Genomic DNA, 17,450 nt, shown 5'->3' on the forward strand with positions numbered 1-17,450 from the left:
TTAAGAAAGGAAAAGTAAATGCCAAAAAAATTAGAAAATTTAAAGCAAGAAATATTAGAAAAAGTAAAAGAATATCATAATATAAAATTTGGAGATAAAAAAGACTTTACTGAAGGAGAAACATATATCAACTATGGAGGAAGATTCTTTGATGAGCAGGAAATGGTTAATCTTGTTGATTCTTCTTTAGATTTCTGGCTTACTTCTGGACCATGGGTTAAGAAATTTGAAACTAAAATGGCTGAGTATCTTGATATAAAATACTGTTCTCTAACTAATTCAGGTTCATCAGCTAATCTTCTTGCATTTATGGCTTTAACTGCTCAAGAGTTAGGTGACAGAAGAATAAAAAGAGGAGATGAAGTAATAACTGTATCAGCTGGATTTCCTACTACAGTTACTCCAATTATTCAATATGGAGCAGTTTCTGTATTTGTAGATGTAACAGTTCCAGCATATAACATAGATGTCAATATGTTAGAAGAAGCATTAAGCAAAAAAACAAAAGCTGTAATGATAGCACATACATTAGGAAACCCTTTTAATCTTCAAGGAGTAAAAGATTTTTGTAAAAAACATAATCTATGGCTTGTAGAGGACAACTGTGATGCTTTAGGTTCTGAATACTATATAGATGGAGAATGGAAAAAAACAGGAACAATAGGTGATATAGGAACATCAAGTTTTTATCCACCTCATCATATGACTATGGGAGAGGGAGGAGCAGTATATACAGATAATCCTCTGCTTCATAAATTAATAAAATCCTTCAGAGATTGGGGAAGAGACTGCTGGTGTGAAAGTGGTGTAGATGATACATGCCATATGAGATTTACTAAACAGTATGGAGAGCTTCCATTAGGATATGACCATAAATATGTATATTCACATTTTGGATATAATCTAAAAGTGACAGATATGCAGGCAGCTATTGGAGTTGCGCAATTAGATAAGCTTCCACATATAGTAGAGGCAAGAAGAAAAAATTGGAATAGATTGTATGAAGGATTGAAAGATATTCAAGATAAGATAATACTTCCAGAACCAGAAAAGAACTCAAAACCAAGCTGGTTTGGATTTTTAATATCTGTAAAAGAAGGAACAGGAAAATCAAGAGTGGAACTTGCAAAACATCTTGAAGCTAATAAAATACAAACAAGAAATCTATTTGCAGGAAATCTTTTAAAACATCCAGCTTTTGATGAAATGAGAAAGACTGGAGAAGGATTCAGAGTAATAGGAGATTTAAAAAATACAGATTTCATAATGAATAACACTCTATGGGTAGGGGTATATCCTGGAATGACAGATGAAATGCTGGATTTTATGATAAAGAAAATAAAAGAATATATACTTGGGTAAGGAGGATAAGATATGAAAGCAGTAATATTAGCAGGTGGATATGGAACAAGACTTAGTGAAGCAACAAACCTTATCCCAAAACCAATGGTAGAAATAGGAGGAAAGCCTATTTTATGGCATATTATGAAAACATATTCTCATTATGGGATAAATGAATTTATCATTTGTTGTGGATACAAAGGATATATCATAAAAGAATGGTTTTCAAATTATTTTCTTCATACAAGTGATGTGACATTTGATCTGCAAAATAATGAAATGACAGTGCATGATTGTCACTCTGAAAACTGGAAAGTAACTCTTGTAAATACAGGACTTGAAACTATGACAGGTGGAAGAATTAAAAGAATAGAAAAATATATAGGAAATGAAACTTTTCTTTTAACATATGGTGATGGGGTAACAGATTTAAATATAGGTGAAAGCATAAAATTCCATAAAGAAAGTGGTAAAACTTTGACTGTTACAGCATATAAACCGCAAGGAAAATTTGGATCGTTGGATATAGATGAGCTGGGAAATGTAAAGGCTTTCACAGAGAAACCAGCAGGAGATGGAAGCTGGATAAATGCAGGATATTTCATATGTGAACCAGAAGTATTTAATTATATAACTGAAGGAGATTCAACTATATTTGAAAGAGCTCCTCTAGAAAATATAGCTAAAGATGGAAAAATGAATTCTTTTAAACATACAGGATTCTGGAAGCCTATGGATATATTAAGAGATAATAAAGAATTAAATGATATGTGGGATAGTGGAAAAGCTCCATGGAAAGTATGGTAATTGGAGGAAAAATGAAAAACTTTAATAATGTGTATAAAGGAAAAAGAGTTCTGGTAACAGGTCATACAGGATTTAAAGGTTCATGGTTATCAATATGGCTCAGGGAATTAGGCGCTGAAGTAATAGGTTATTCATTAGAACCATATACAGAAAAGGACAATTTTGTTTTATCACATTTATCTGAAAAAATGGTTGATATTAGAGGAGATATAAGAGATAGAAAACATTTAAAAGAAGTATTTGATAAATATAAGCCAGAAATAGTATTTCATTTAGCAGCTCAGCCATTAGTAAGACTATCATATGATATTCCAGTAGAAACATATGAAACTAATCTTATGGGAACTATAAATATACTGGAAGAGATAAGAAACTGTGAGAATACAAAAATAGGAATAATGATAACAACGGATAAGTGCTATGAAAATAAAGAACAGATATGGGGATATAGAGAAAATGAAGCTTTTGGAGGATATGATCCATATTCCTCATCTAAAGGAGCTTGTGAAATAGCTATACAATCATGGAGAAATTCATTTTTTAATCCTAAAGATTATGAAAAACATGGAAAAAGTATAGCAAGTGTAAGAGCTGGAAATGTAATTGGTGGAGGAGACTGGGCAAAAGACAGAATAGTACCAGACTGTATAAGAGCATTGGAAGAAGATAGAGATATAAAAATAAGAAGTCCAAAATCAATAAGACCATGGGAACATGTCCTTGAACCATTAAGTGGATATCTTCTATTAGGGCAAAAGATGATGGAAGATCCAATAAAATATTGTGAAGGATGGAACTTTGGACCAAATCTAGATGCCATAGTAAATGTATGGGAAGTAGCAGAAAAAATAGTAAAAGATTATAGAAAAGGAAATCTAAAAGATATTTCTGATCCAAATGCTTTGCATGAAGCTAAACTATTGCTACTAGATATAACAAAATCAAGATTTGAATTAGGATGGAAACCTACATTAACAATAGATAAAAGTATAGAATTAACTGCTGAATGGTATAAGAGATACAAAAATGAAGATGTATATCAACTTTGTATAAAACAGATAAATGAATTTTCTAAGTTGGGTGAATAATATGGAAATTATAAAAACAGAATTAGAAGGAGTCTTTATTATAAAAAATAAAATATTCCAAGATGAAAGAGGAATATTTATTAAAACATATAATAAAGATGAATTTGAAAAAAATAATCTTTATACAGAATTTAGAGAAAGTTATTTTTCAATTTCAAATAAAGATGTAATAAGAGGGATGCATTTTCAGCTTCCTCCTTTTGAACATGAAAAATTAGTTTATGTAGCAAAGGGAAAAGTATTAGATGTTATTGTAGATTTAAGAAAAAATTCTAAAACTTTAGGAAAATATATAAGTTTAGAATTATCAGAAGAAAATGGATATTCTGTATATATTCCCAAAGGATTAGCGCATGGATTTAAGTCTCTAGAAGATGGAAGTATAATGATTTACAATGTAGCGACAGTATATAATTCTGAAAGTGATTATGGAATCAGATGGAATAGTATTGGATTTGATTGGAGAACAGAAGAACCTATACTATCAGTAAGAGATAAAAATTTTGAGAGTATGAATGATTTTTTGAAAAAAGAGGTATTTTAAATATGAAAAAAAGATGTCTGGTAACTGGAGCAACAGGGTTTGTTGGATCAAATCTTTGTAAAAAATTAATAGAACAAGATTGGAATGTAACAATAATATGTAGAAAAAGTTCAAAACTAGATAATTTAGAAGAAATAAAAAATAAAATAAATATATTTGAATATGACAATGATTTAAAAAATATGATTAAATTTTTTAAAGAAAATAAGTTTGAGATAGTATTTCATTTAGCTTCTTTATTTATAGCAGAGCATGAAAGTAAAGATGTAGATAATTTATTAAACAGCAATATAGTATTTGGAACTCATCTTTTAGAAGGAATGAAAGAAAGTGAAAATAAACTGTTAATAAATACAGGAACTTCATGGCAACATTATAACTCCGAAGAATATAATCCTGTAGATTTATATGCTGCTACAAAAGAAGCCTTTGAAAAGATAATAAAATATTATGTTGAAGCTGAAGGAGTTAGATGTATAACTTTAAAGTTATTTGATACATATGGAGAAAATGACAAAAGACCTAAACTTATTAACCTATTAAATAAATTTGTTGATGAAGGAAAAGAATTAGAGATGTCTTTAGGGGAACAAAAATTGGATTTGGTTCATATAGACATAGTGACAGATACTTTTATAAAGGCATATGAATTATTGAAAAGTAATGAAGAAATAAGGAATGAAGTTTATGGAGTATCATCAGGAAAACAGATTTCATTGAGAGGAATAGTAGAAAATTTTGAAAAAAAAACTGGAAAGAAATTGAAGATAAATTGGGGAGCAAAACCATATAGAAAGAGAGAAGTTATGGGGCCAATAAAAACTTTAAAAAAAATTTAATACAGGTAAAGGGAGTTTGAAAATTGGAAATAAAAGTGACAAAAAATGATATTTTTTGGAGTTATGCAGCCCAATTATTAAATATTGGAGCAGGAGTGTTTATTCTTCCAATAATATTAAAAAAGTTGTCTTCAGCTGAGTTGGGAATATGGTATATTTTCTTAGCTATAGCAAGCTTGATGGCCTTATTAGATTTTGGTTTTTTACCAACAATTCAAAGGAATATATCTTATGTTTTTAGTGGAGTAGAAGAATTATTAGAACAAGGAATATCAGAGAAAAAAAGCAGTGGAATAAATTATAAACTTTTAAAAGATATAATAGAAACTAGTAAAACTATTTATAGAAGAATTTCTATTATAATATTAATATTACTAAGTACTTTGGGTTCTATTTATATTAATTCTTTAATTAAAGAATTGGATAATTCTAAATATATTATGATAGCTTGGTATCTTTATATTTTTTCTCTAATCATAAATTTTTATTATTATTATTTTAATGCATTGCTTAGAGGTAAAGGGATGATAGCAGATGCTAATAAAATAACAATATTTTCAAGATTAGCATTTGTATTATTTTCTTTTTTAGGATTATATTTTAATTTAGGACTTATAGGGATATCTTTAGGAAATTTAGCTTCTGTAATAGTAATAAGAATTTTATCTTCTAAAAAATTTTTTACAAAAGAACTTAAAGAAGAATTAAAAAATATAGACTCAAAAATAAATAAAAAATTATTCAAGATAATTTTTCATAATGCTAATAAATTGGGATTGGTATCTTTAGGAGGATTTTTAATAGTAAAAAGTAATATTTTAATTGCTTCGAAATATTTATCATTGGATATTGTTGCTCAATATGGACTATCATTACAGTTATTTACTATATTAAGTTCTATAGCAACTACATTATTAACAGTATTTATTCCTAAAATTGTTCAAAATAGAATAAAAGAAAATGAAGAAGAAATAAAAGAAATATATTCAATGTGCTTTGTATTAAATATTTTTATTTTTATTTCAGGGATAATATCAATAGTATATGTAGCTCCATATTTTATATCAATTTTAGGAAGTAATACAAAATTGCTTAATAGTAATCAAATGCTATTCATAGGAGGTTATTTATTATTAGAGATGATACATTCAAATGCAGCTACTTTTATAACTACAAGTAATAGAATTCCCTTTGTAAGTTCTTCTATTCTATCAGGAATAGCAATGGTATTGATTTCTTTGTTTTTAATAAACTTTACAGATTTAGGATTATGGAGTTTGTTGATTTCACAAGCCATAGTCCAATTAATGTATAATAACTGGAAATGGCCTTTAGAAGTTAATAAAGAACTAAAAATAAATTTTTTTGAGTTATGGGAAATTGGAATAAAAAAAATAGTAAGAATTTTAAAGGGAGAGAGGATATAAATGGAAGAAAATTTTTTTGAATACAAAGATAACTTTGCAAAATATAAACATATAAAATCGAATTTGCTGGTAGGGGAAACAGAGAATATTCCAAATCCTAAAATAACTATAGCAATTCCAACTTATAAGAGATATTATTTAATAAAAGATGCTTTAAATAGTGCAATAAATCAAGTTGAGTTTAAAAACTATGAAGTTATAGTAGTTGATAATGAAGCGTCACAAGAGGAAAATGAAACTGAAAAATTAATAAAACAATATAATAATCCTAAGATACTATATTACAAAAATGAAGAAAATATAGGAATGTTTGGAAATTGGAATAGATGCGTAGAGTTAGCTAGAGGAGAATATGTTACAATATTAAATGATGATGATTGGTTAAATAAAAATTTTTTATATGAAATAATGAGAAATATAAAAAAAGATAATGCAATATCTGTAGTTTCAAAAATTTATGATTATAGAAAAAAAGAGAATAATAATTATAAAAAAAATATTATAAAAAAAATATTAAAGAAAATATATAAAATGATTTGTTCTATAAAAAAGATAAAACAATATAATATTTTAGACTTTTTTTATATGCAATTAGTTCAAGGAACTTTAGGAACAGTATATATTAAAAAATATTTTGTTGAATTAGGGGGATTTAATGAAGAGTATTATCCCACTTCAGATTATATATTTCAGGCTAATTTTTTTTATAAATATGGAATAAAATTATTAAACAAAGAATTGGCCTATTATAGGATTCAGCAAAATGAAAGTTTTAAAAGAGAAATTGGAGAAAAGTGGATACTTCAATTAGAAAATTTCAGAGAATTTTTAGTAAAAAATTTTATAAAAGATAAAAAATACTATAAAAAAAGTATAGTTTTTACAGAAATTTATAAAAATAAATTAGAATTTTGGGATATGAATTTTAAATACAATTTAAATGAAAATAAGATAGAAGTTTTTAAAATAAAATTAAGAAACTATTACAGAAATATTTTTGCTTAAAAGAATTTGTATTTGGAGAGAAAATGGAAAGAGAAAATAATATGGATTTTTTAAGAATGATAGCATGTATAATGGTTATAACTATACATGTTTCAGGATATTATGTCAATACATATATAGAAATTCTTAATTGGAAATTTACAGTGGGAAATATTTATGATTCAATTTCAAGAATTTCAGTTCCATTATTTGTGATGATAAGTGGAAGGTATATGTTGTCAATTGATAAAAATATGGAATATAAATTTTATTATTCTAAAATTTATAAAAAAATTTTAATTCCTATGCTTATTTGGAGTTTTATATATTTTATTTTTTTTTATTTAATTATTGTAATGAAATATATCAATAAAGTAAATATTGAAGATGTTTATAAACCAGTAAAAGAATGGATAATAGGGCAGCCATCAATTCATTTGTGGTACTTATATATGATGTTAGGTATATATTTATTGGTTCCAAAATTAATAAAAGTAAAAAACAAAATAGGAGAAAAAAAATTTTTTTATTTTGGAATTATTTTTTTTATACTAAGTTTAGTAATAACTTTATTAGAAATATATTTAAAAGAAAGTAATTTTTATTATAAAAATTATAAATTTTATTATTTGAAATATATATGGTATTTTAATCAATTAAAATTTATAAAATATTTAGGTTATTTTATAATGGGATATTCTTTAAAAAGAAAAGTATGTAATTTTAAAATAACAATTATAATTTCTATTATATTTTTAATGTTAATTATTGGAGGAACAGAATTTATAATTAGAAAAAATATCTTTAATGAAACATATCTATATGATAATAATTTGCCTTTTGTTATGTTTGGATCTATATTTTTTTATTTAGCTTTTTCTAATTTGAAAAAATTAAAAAATAATTTTGGAGAGTTGCCACAACATTTATTTAACATATATTTAATTCATGCAATGATCTTGCAATTAATAAATATAAGCATAAAAAGGGAATATAATCCAATATTTTACATTCCAATTGTTACTTTATTAACTTTTATATTTTCATATATATTTTCTAAATTTTTAGAGAAATGTTTAAAAAATGATTAAAATATTTATTTTGTATAACCAAAAATTTTAAAAGATAAGTTAGAAAAAATAAATTGAATTTATAAAAGAATTAATCCAGAAAGATCTAAAAATCTTCTGGATTTTTTATATTGCAACCGTTGATTGACAGAAAATAAAATACACTTGGTTGAGTGCAACTGATAGTTGTGGTAAAATATGAATATATAAAGCACATATGCAAGGGGGAAAATTATGAAACTGTTTGTAAAAATACAACAATTGAGGAAGCAGAATGGTATGTCACAGGAGAAGCTGGCACAGTTACTGGGAGTTTCAAGGCAGTCAGTTTCTAAATGGGAATCAGGACAGTCACTTCCAGAGATAGATAAAATAATACAGTTGAGTAATATTTTTGAAGTAACAACTGATTATTTATTAAAAGATGTAGCAGAAGAAAAATGTATTGATATATTGAGGAAAGAAAAGGAAAAAGATGTATTGGCACATCATACTAGTTTTATGTTTAAAGTTGGATTTACAATGTTTTCAGTTGGAGTGGTAGCTATAGCAGTATTTTGGATACTGTCTATAGTTTATCCTACATATAGAGTGATGTGGGATGGAACACTGTTGACTGGATTTTCTGGTTTTTTGATATTACATGAAGTAACTCCTGTTTTTATATTTTTTTGTGTAGTTGGAACAATAGGATTAGGAATGATGTTGTTTGAAAAGAAGAAAGAGAAAGTAAGTGTGTAGGAGGAAAGATGAAAGAAATATTGAAACCATATTATAACTTAGATGAAGTATTTGAAAGTGAAAAATTTAAGATAATAAACATAGGAGAATTAAATGTAACATCTGGAAAAATAATATGCTGTGATCCTCTAGTAAGTTTAGTAAATGGTGAAGGAGAAGCTTTTGTGGAAGAGATTCCTACTGGAAAATATCCTGTAACTTTAGCAGTACTAGATGATGAAGAGTGGGGAATCAGATATATGGGAGCAAGGCTTAATGTGTCTAATGAGAAAGCTGAGTATTATCAATTAGCTCTTCAGAAAAATGATGATATTTCAGAGTTAAGCAGAGAAAATAAAGAATTTTTTGGATTTTTTGTAGATGCTGGAATGGGGTGCTTTGCAGATACAGAAGCAGCAAAATTAACAGCAGAATTTACAAAGAAAATGGAAGAAGATTCAGATTTTGATAATATATATGATGATTATTTTGCTTCTTTGTTAGGAGAGAGTTACAAAAAATATCCAGATTATCAAAGAGATTGTGGAGATTTTTTAAATTGGACTATTCCTGAAACAGATAAAAATGTTGTCATATTTGCTAGTGGATGGGGAGATGGAGTGTATCCTTGCTATTGGGGATATGATAAAACTGGAAAAATATGTTCTCTTACAATAAGTTTTATAGAGCCTAGTGAATTAGAAGAAAGTGATGAAGATGAGGATAATGAAGAATAAAAAATTTTTAAATTTGTTTTAGATATTATAAAAATGGTATAATATCTCAACAGAATTAAATTTTGAAAGAGCAATTTCAATATATAGGAGGGGTTTGATGGCTGCTAAGGGAATTATTGAAAAAGAATTGTCATATATAATGGGAATACCAAATTCACCAGAAGATATAGGAACATATGATGATTTAATTAAGAGACTGGAAGAAAATAGAGAATTCAGAGTAAAAGTTTTAAAAAATGATACAGAAAAATTTTTGAGAGTGGACTATAAAGATGAGCAGTATATTGTCCAAATATTAATAGAAGAATTTGAAGTACCAGAACTTTTTACAGTGGCACATCAGATCAATGAAACAGATTATAATAAAATAATGGAAAGTCAACTTGGAATAACAACTATTATGGAATTTGGAGAATCAAATATTGATTCTTATCATCTTCAATTAAAATTAATATCAGCTATGATGCCAAATCTTTTAGGAATAATGGATTTTTCTTCACAAAAATTATTATCTGGCAGATGGGCAACAATGGCAGCAGAAAGCTATATTCAACCAGCACCTGAATATATTTATACTATCCAAGCTATAAATGATGAAGATGGAAGTGTATGGCTTCATACTCATGGACTTAGAAGATGTGGTTCATTGGAGCTTGAAATAATGGGATCAGATACTGAAAGTTATCAGGAACATGGAACAGTAATTCAAATGATTGCAAAGAATATAGTCACTAACAGATATCTTGAAGAAGAGAAAGAGCCTTTCTATATAGGAGAGGGGATAGTAGGGACATGGGTAGCTTTAGAAGAGGTATTAGACAGCTATCCTCCAGAGAGTCTGGGTGGAAGTGCTGGAAGAGATGAGGAACATGGAGAAACAGCTGTAATATATGTTTACTTGACAGAGGATGATTACAAAAAGGGAAAATATACACATATATCAGCAGCAAATGAGACTATGCAGAACAATCCAGTATATTTCATTTCTGATGAAGAAACAGCAAGAATGAAAGGATTAGCACTAGAAAGATGGGAATACTTTGCTGATGCTGTTACTAATCCAGAAAATAATGGACTGATAAAATTTGGAATACTAGTGGATGAACAGTATAGAACAGAGGGAGATGCTAATTTAGAGCATTTGTGGTTCCACATAGAGGGAATAGATGGAGATAATATAAGGGGAACTCTTATTAATCAGCCATATTATATAGCAAACCTTAATGAAGAAGATAAAATGACAATCAATAAGTCAGAGCTTACAGACTGGATAATATATACACCATTTGCAGAGATAACTCCTGATAAAGTGTATCTGCTGGATGAAAGAAAAAAATATTTTAATTAATATTCATAAAAACGAGAATAACTAAAAAAGTTAGATTGAATTTTATCTGGCAAGTTATTCTCGTTTTTCTATTAAACAGATAAAGTATAAAAAAATTTAATAGAATGAAAGAAAGAAAATATAAAATTATATAACAAGATTTCGAAATTTTTGATATAATTGTAAGGTAAAGATAATATGCAGGAGGAAAAATGTGCTTAGAAAATTAAAGGCTCTTATTCTATTTTTGAATCTTATTGGGGTAGGAGTAACTATTTACTATAAAATGTATATGCTCACTTGTTTTACAGTTCTTTTATTTTTCTATTTTTTGTATGTTTTTCTGAAAAGAGAGGAGATGGAAACAACTAATCTTTTTAATAAAAGAGCACTCCTTTCATCAAATATAATATTATTCTGTTTTATGCTAATATTTTTTAGGCTGATACAGGTACAGATATTTGATAATGCTATGTATGTAGAAAAAGTAAATAATCAGACTATGACTATAAATAAAAATTCAGGAAATAGAGGAAGCATATATGATGCTAATGGGAAAAGTCTGGCTTTTAACAAAAGTATTTATGATTTGATAATAGATCCAAGCAGAATATATGAAAAACCAGAGATACTGAAAGCATTTGAAGAAATAGCAAAAAAATCATATATAAAAATAAATAATAAAAAGTTTTTAAATGAATTAGATGAGGGATACAAAACTAAAAAGAAATATAAGATTATAGCTAAAAATCTTGATGAGATAGAGAAAGCTGAAATTGATGAGATATTAAAAAAATATAAATTAAATACTAATGAGATGTTTTACAGAAAGAATATAGAAAGAACTTACTACAAGAAAGACATATATAATGATCTGGTAGGACTCATTGGTTATACTGCAACTTCAAAAGATGTAAAAACTGGTGTATTCGGAATAGAAAAACAGTATGAGAAGTATCTTAAAGAAAAAACTGTTGAAAGAAAAAATCCATATACTAGAAATAGAGGAATAAGAATACCTACCTCTAAAGATGAAATAAGAACAAATTTAAATGGAAGAAATGTTTATATGACAATAGACAATGATCTTCAATTTATACTTAATGATGAGGTAAAGAAAAAATTTGAATCATCAAAATCAGATGATGCTTATGGAATAATTATGGATCCAAATACTGGAAAAATACTGGCAACAGCAGCTTATACAAGAAAGAGAAGAGCATTAAGAAATCCAGTTTTTCAGGATCAATTTGAGCCAGGATCAACATTTAAACCTATTATAGTAGCTTCAGCTCTCAATGAAGGACTTATAAAAAGAAATACTAAATTTGATGTAAAAGATGGAACAATAAGAAAATATAACCATACAATAAAAGAAAGCAGCAGAAGTACTAAAGGAATACTAACAACAGAAGAAGTATTGAAAAAATCAAGTAATGTTGGAATGGTATTGATAGGAGATACATTTACTGAAAAAATTTATGAAGATTATTTAAGAAGCTTTGGACTGTATGAAAGAACAGGAATAGATTTCCCTGCTGAAATAAAACCATATACTACTCCATACAGAAGATGGGATAAACTTAAAAAAAGTACAATGTCTTTTGGACAGGGAATAGTAATGAGTCCAATACAGCTGGCAACAGCTTTTTCTGCTGTTATAAATGGAGGAGTTTTATACAAACCATATTTAGTAGAAAAAATAACAGATGACAATAATATTGTAATAAGAAGAAATCTTCCTACACCAGTGAGGCAGGTAATATCTCCAGAAGTATCAAGGGAAATGAGAGATATATTGGAAAGCGTAGTAAGAGATGGAACTGCTAAAAAAGGAGATGTAGAAGGATACAGAGTAGGAGGGAAAACTGGAACTGCACAGTTAAGTACAAAAGGGGGGTATCTGAAAAGTGACTATCTTGCTTCTTTTATAGGATTCTTCCCAGCAGATAAACCTAAATATGTTGTTCTTGTAATGTTTATGAAGCCTAAAGGGGAAACTGTATTTGAAAAATATGGAGGAGCAACTGCTGCTCCAGTATTTGGAGAAATTGTAAGGAGAATAACTAAAAATAAAAATATTTTGTCTCAGGATATTGCTAAAATCTCAGAGATTAAGAATTTTGAAAGTATGAAACGTAACAATGAAGAAGTAAAAGTAGAAATGCCTGATCTTACAGGATTAAGTCCTAAAGATGTAATTTATATATTTAAAAATGCAGATATAGATGTAAGAATTAAAGGAAAAGGTCTGGTAGAGAGCCAGAAACCAAAGGCAGGAACTTCTTTGGAAGGTGTGACTAGTATAGAGGTACAGTTGAAATAGGAGTGAGTTATGAGATATTATAAAATATATGTAGACAATACCCAGTCCCTTTATACTTATTCAGATGAGAGAGAAGAATATGAGATAGGGGATAGAGTTGTTGTTTCCTTTAGAAATAGAGATAAATCAGGTTTGATAATAGCTGAAGATAAAGCTGAAAATATAACTTTCAAAGTTCTTCCTATAAAATTTCGATTGGAAAATGAAATAAAATTGTCTGAAAATTTTATAAAACTTCTTAGGTGGATAAAAACTTATTATATGAGCAGTTATGAACAGGTAATAAATGCAGCTGTTCCAAGTGATCTGAAAGTTAAATATGACTCAATATATGTTTTATCAGATATCAGGAATATTTTTCAAGAGGGAGCAGAGGATATTTATTCAGAAGAGTTTGTAAAATTTTTCAAAGAAAGAATAACTGTAACTAAAGCTACCCTTAATAAAAAATTTACAAAAGAAGTTATAAATGAAATGATTGGAAATACTGTACTTTTTAATGAAAAGGGCAGTGTTAAATTAAATTATGATTTTGATTTTTCAACTTTGGAAAAAAAATTTGAAGATGTTATAATATATTTTAGAGGAAAAGAAGAAGTTCAAAAGAAAAATTTAGAAGATAAGTTTTCTAAAGAACTTATAAATAAGTTAGTTAAAGAAAAACTTTTGTTTTTGAAAAAAAATATAAAAGAAGATGAAAGTCAAAGAGAGCTACAGGAGATATCTGATGAAGTATCCGAAAAAAATATAGTCCTTAATGATGAACAGGAAAGAGCTAAAAATATTATAAAAGATGGAGATAATAAATATTATCTTTTAAAAGGAATCACTGGTTCTGGTAAGACAGAGGTATATATTGAGCTTATAAAAGAAGCTTTTAAAAAAGGAAAAGGGAGTATATTTCTTGTTCCTGAAATATCACTTACTCCACAGATGATAAATAGATTTAAAAATGAATTTAGAGAAAATATTGCTATACTTCACAGTAAACTTACTAATAAAGAGAGAGCTGATGAATGGTATAATATATATAGTGGAAATAAAAAAATAGTTTTAGGAGTAAGATCAGCTATCTTTGCTCCAGTGGAAAATCTGGAATATATCATACTGGATGAAGAACATGAAAATACATATAAACAGGATAGTAATCCAAGGTATAATGCCAAATATGTAGCTATAAAAAGAGCTGAACTTGAAGGAGCAAAACTGATTTTAGGATCAGCTACTCCATCAATAGAAAGCTCTTACTATGCTGAAAAAGGTATCTATACACTAGTAACTATGGATTCAAGATATAATAATTCTGTACTGCCAGAAATAGAAATAATAGACATGAAAAAGGAAGAGGACTTGTATTTCAGTAAAAAACTTTTAGAGGAGATGAAAACAACTCTTTTAAAAGGAGAGCAGATAATATTGCTTCTCAATAGAAAAGGATATTCTACTTACATTCAATGTAAAGACTGCGGGCATGTAGAGGAATGTTCCCATTGTTCTATAAAAAGCAGTTATTATGCAAGTCAGGGAATACTGAAATGCAACTATTGCGGTCAGGCAAGAAAATATACAGGTCATTGCAGCAAATGTGGAAGCACTAATCTTATTCATAGTGGAAAAGGTGTAGAGAGAGTAGAAGAAGAAGTAAAAAAATATTTTGATGTAAGAGTAATACGGGTAGATTCTGAAAGTTCTAAAAATAAAGACTTCTATGAAAAAATGTATTTTGACTTTTTGGGTGGAAAATATGATATAATGATAGGGACACAAATGATATCAAAGGGACTGCATTTTCCTAATGTAACTTTGGTAGGAGTTATAAATGCTGATACAATCTTAAATTTTCCGGATTTCAGAGCAGGAGAGAAAACTTTTCAGCTGGTAACACAGGTGTCTGGAAGAGCAGGAAGAGGAGATAAAAAGGGAAAAGTTGTAGTACAGACTTATCAGCCTGAAAATTATACTTTCAAGATGATAGAGAAAACTGACTATAATGGATTTTATTCTGAAGAAGTTTCTAATAGAGAACTGCTGGAATACCCACCTTTTTCTAAAACTATTAATATAGGAATATCTTCTAAGAAAGAGAAAGAACTGGAAATATTTGTCAAAGAATTTTTTAAAGGTATAGAGGATGAAGAGGTAGAAATGTATGGTCCAATGAAAAGCCTTGTATACAGAGTAAAAGATCGATTTAGATATAATATTTTCATAAAAGGAAGCAAAAAAAATATAAGTCTGTTTAAAAGAAAGTTAAATAAAAAACTAGCAGATTATAAAAAATCAGATGATTTTAGAATAGTTGTTGATGTAGATCCAATAAATTTAATTTAACAATAGAGGTGAGAAGAAAAAGTGATATACGAAATAAAAAAATATGGTGATCCAGTACTTAGGGAAAAAACTGTAGAAGTAGAAACTGTAGATGACAATATAAGAGAAATATTGCAGGATATGGCAGAAACTATGTATGATAAAAAAGGAGTAGGACTTGCAGCTCCTCAAATAGGAATCAGTAAAAGAATGTTGGTATTAGACTGGTCAGGAGAAGGAGAGGCTCTTAGAAAAGTAGTGAATCCTGTAATTACTCCATTGACTGAAGAGAAAATAGATTGGGAAGAAGGGTGTTTAAGTATTCCTGGAATATATAAAAAAGTTGAAAGAGTAGCAAAAATAAGAGTTGACTACTTAAATGAAAAAGGTGAAAAGGTAACTGAAGAGCTGGAAGGTTTTCCTGCAATAGTTATGCAGCATGAATTTGATCACTTGGAGGCTGTATTATTTGTAGATAGAATATCTCCTATGGCTAAGAGAATGGTAACTAAAAAATTACAGGCACTTAAAAAAGAAACTTTAAAAGGGCCAAATGCTGAATAAGGAGCTGCAATATGGCAGTAGATAAAGGAAAATGGAGTTGTTGGATAATACTTGCTATAGTACTTTATGTATTTGTACCGCAAATATATAGGAGTTATATAAAAGTAAACAAGCTAAAAAGTGAAAAAAAACAGCTTTTAAAAAAAATAGAGCTGGAGAAAAATAAAATAGAAGAGTATAATAAACGTATTGAGGAACTTAAGGATGAATTTCATAGAGAGAAAATTTCCCGTGATGAACTACAGATGGTCAAAGAGGGAGAAGAAATCTATAGGTTGATCAACAAAAAGTAGGAGGAGAGATGAAGAGAGAATTAGCACTGGAATTTGCCAGAGTAACAGAAGCAGCAGCATTAGCAGCTTACAAATGGGTTGGAAGAGGAAATAAAGAGGCAGCTGATCAGGCAGCAGTAGATGCAATGAGAACTATGCTGAACAGAATAGCTATTGATGGAGAAATAGTAATAGGAGAAGGAGAAATTGATGAAGCTCCTATGCTTTATATAGGTGAAAAAGTTGGTAGAGCTTATCACAAATATGAAGAAGATGGAGAACCAGAAGATGATTACTGTTCACCAGTAGATATAGCTGTAGACCCTGTAGAAGGAACAAGAATGACAGCTCAAGGACAAGCTAATGCTATAACTGTTTTGGCTGTTGCAAATAAAGGAAGTTTCTTGAAAGCTCCAGATATGTATATGGAAAAATTAATAGTTGGACCAGAAGCAAAAGGTGCTATAGATTTAAATAAGCCTTTAATGGAAAATATTCATAATGTTGCAAAAGCATTGAATAAAGAATTAAATGAACTTATGATTGTGGTTCTTGATAAACCAAGACATACTCAAATTATAAAAGATCTTCAAAAACTTGGAATTAAAGTTTATGCTCTTCCTGATGGAGATGTAGCTGGTTCTATTCTGACTTGTATAGTTGATTCAGATGTAGATATGCTTTATGGTATAGGGGGAGCTCCTGAAGGAGTTATTTCTGCTGCTGTAATAAGAGCTTTAGGTGGAGATATGCAGGCTAGATTAAAATTAAGAAGTGAAGTAAAAGGTGTAACTCTTGAAAATGATAAAATATCTAACTTTGAAAAAAGCAGATGTGAAAGTATGGGACTTACAGTTGGGCAAGTTCTTACAATGAATGATCTTGTAAAAGATGATGAAGTTATATTCTCAGCAACTGGAATAACTGGCGGAGATCTATTAGAAGGAATCAAAAGAAAAGGAAGTATTGCTAGAACACAAACTCTCGTAGTAAGAGGAAAAAGTAAAACTGTAAGATATATAAACTCAGTTCATAACTTAGATTTCAAAGATGATAAAATAACTCATTTAGTAAAATAAATAAAGATTATAGAG

16 protein-coding genes are annotated in these 17,450 nt (G+C 28.2%); all 16 read left to right on the forward strand.

The annotated features are described in order from the left end of the window. The first annotated feature begins 18 nt into the window (after positions 1-18). On the forward strand, positions 19-1,362 hold the full coding sequence (gene rfbH / locus C4N20_RS11265) for a lipopolysaccharide biosynthesis protein RfbH (RefSeq protein ID WP_005976407.1): 1,344 nt from the start codon (positions 19-21) through the stop codon (positions 1,360-1,362). 12 nt (positions 1,363-1,374) lie between these two features. Next, positions 1,375-2,148, forward strand: a complete 774-nt coding sequence (gene rfbF / locus C4N20_RS11270) for a glucose-1-phosphate cytidylyltransferase (protein WP_005976409.1) — start codon at positions 1,375-1,377, stop codon at positions 2,146-2,148. Between the two features lie 11 nt (positions 2,149-2,159). After that, positions 2,160-3,236 carry a CDP-glucose 4,6-dehydratase gene (gene rfbG / locus C4N20_RS11275; protein ID WP_040490654.1) on the forward strand — a complete coding sequence of 359 codons (1,077 nt, stop codon included), beginning with the start codon at positions 2,160-2,162 and terminating at the stop codon, positions 3,234-3,236. Position 3,237: 1 nt separating this feature from the next. Beyond that, positions 3,238-3,780: a dTDP-4-dehydrorhamnose 3,5-epimerase gene (gene rfbC, locus C4N20_RS11280; RefSeq protein ID WP_005976413.1), complete on the forward strand. Its 543-nt coding sequence runs from the start codon at positions 3,238-3,240 to the stop codon at positions 3,778-3,780. Positions 3,781-3,782: 2 nt separating this feature from the next. Beyond that, on the forward strand, positions 3,783-4,619 hold the full coding sequence (locus tag C4N20_RS11285; protein ID WP_005976415.1) for an NAD-dependent epimerase/dehydratase family protein: 837 nt from the start codon (positions 3,783-3,785) through the stop codon (positions 4,617-4,619). A gap of 23 nt (positions 4,620-4,642) precedes the next feature. Further along, positions 4,643-6,046 (forward strand): O-unit flippase-like protein, encoded by a 1,404-nt coding sequence (gene wzx, locus C4N20_RS11290; protein WP_005976417.1) that lies wholly within the window; start codon positions 4,643-4,645, stop codon positions 6,044-6,046. Continuing rightward, complete coding sequence (locus C4N20_RS11295) at positions 6,047-7,051, forward strand: glycosyltransferase family 2 protein (RefSeq protein ID WP_106878584.1); 1,005 nt, start codon at positions 6,047-6,049, stop codon at positions 7,049-7,051. It begins immediately after the preceding gene. 71 nt (positions 7,052-7,122) lie between these two features. Further along, positions 7,123-8,121 (forward strand): acyltransferase, encoded by a 999-nt coding sequence (locus C4N20_RS11300; RefSeq protein ID WP_231940512.1) that lies wholly within the window; start codon positions 7,123-7,125, stop codon positions 8,119-8,121. A gap of 213 nt (positions 8,122-8,334) precedes the next feature. After that, complete coding sequence (locus tag C4N20_RS11305) at positions 8,335-8,841, forward strand: helix-turn-helix domain-containing protein (protein WP_005976418.1); 507 nt, start codon at positions 8,335-8,337, stop codon at positions 8,839-8,841. An 8-nt stretch (positions 8,842-8,849) separates the two neighbouring features. Continuing rightward, the gene (locus C4N20_RS11310; RefSeq protein WP_005976420.1) at positions 8,850-9,557 is read left to right on the forward strand and encodes a DUF4241 domain-containing protein; all 708 of its coding nucleotides are present in this window, start codon (positions 8,850-8,852) and stop codon (positions 9,555-9,557) included. Positions 9,558-9,654: 97 nt separating this feature from the next. After that, positions 9,655-10,905, forward strand: a complete 1,251-nt coding sequence (locus C4N20_RS11315; RefSeq protein ID WP_005976422.1) for a DUF4026 domain-containing protein — start codon at positions 9,655-9,657, stop codon at positions 10,903-10,905. A gap of 193 nt (positions 10,906-11,098) precedes the next feature. Next, the gene (locus C4N20_RS11320; protein ID WP_005976423.1) at positions 11,099-13,210 is read left to right on the forward strand and encodes a penicillin-binding protein; all 2,112 of its coding nucleotides are present in this window, start codon (positions 11,099-11,101) and stop codon (positions 13,208-13,210) included. 9 nt (positions 13,211-13,219) lie between these two features. Then, on the forward strand, positions 13,220-15,541 hold the full coding sequence (gene priA, locus C4N20_RS11325) for a replication restart helicase PriA (RefSeq protein WP_106878586.1): 2,322 nt from the start codon (positions 13,220-13,222) through the stop codon (positions 15,539-15,541). Positions 15,542-15,562: 21 nt separating this feature from the next. Continuing rightward, complete coding sequence (gene def, locus C4N20_RS11330; protein ID WP_005976425.1) at positions 15,563-16,084, forward strand: peptide deformylase; 522 nt, start codon at positions 15,563-15,565, stop codon at positions 16,082-16,084. Positions 16,085-16,095: 11 nt separating this feature from the next. Next, positions 16,096-16,377, forward strand: a complete 282-nt coding sequence (locus C4N20_RS11335) for an FtsB family cell division protein (protein WP_005976427.1) — start codon at positions 16,096-16,098, stop codon at positions 16,375-16,377. A gap of 8 nt (positions 16,378-16,385) precedes the next feature. Then, positions 16,386-17,435 carry a class II fructose-bisphosphatase gene (glpX, locus tag C4N20_RS11340; RefSeq protein WP_005976429.1) on the forward strand — a complete coding sequence of 350 codons (1,050 nt, stop codon included), beginning with the start codon at positions 16,386-16,388 and terminating at the stop codon, positions 17,433-17,435. Positions 17,436-17,450 lie beyond the last annotated feature (15 nt).

This window comes from Fusobacterium ulcerans, assembly GCF_003019675.1.
Classification (GTDB): Bacteria; Fusobacteriota; Fusobacteriia; order Fusobacteriales; family Fusobacteriaceae; genus Fusobacterium_A; species Fusobacterium_A ulcerans.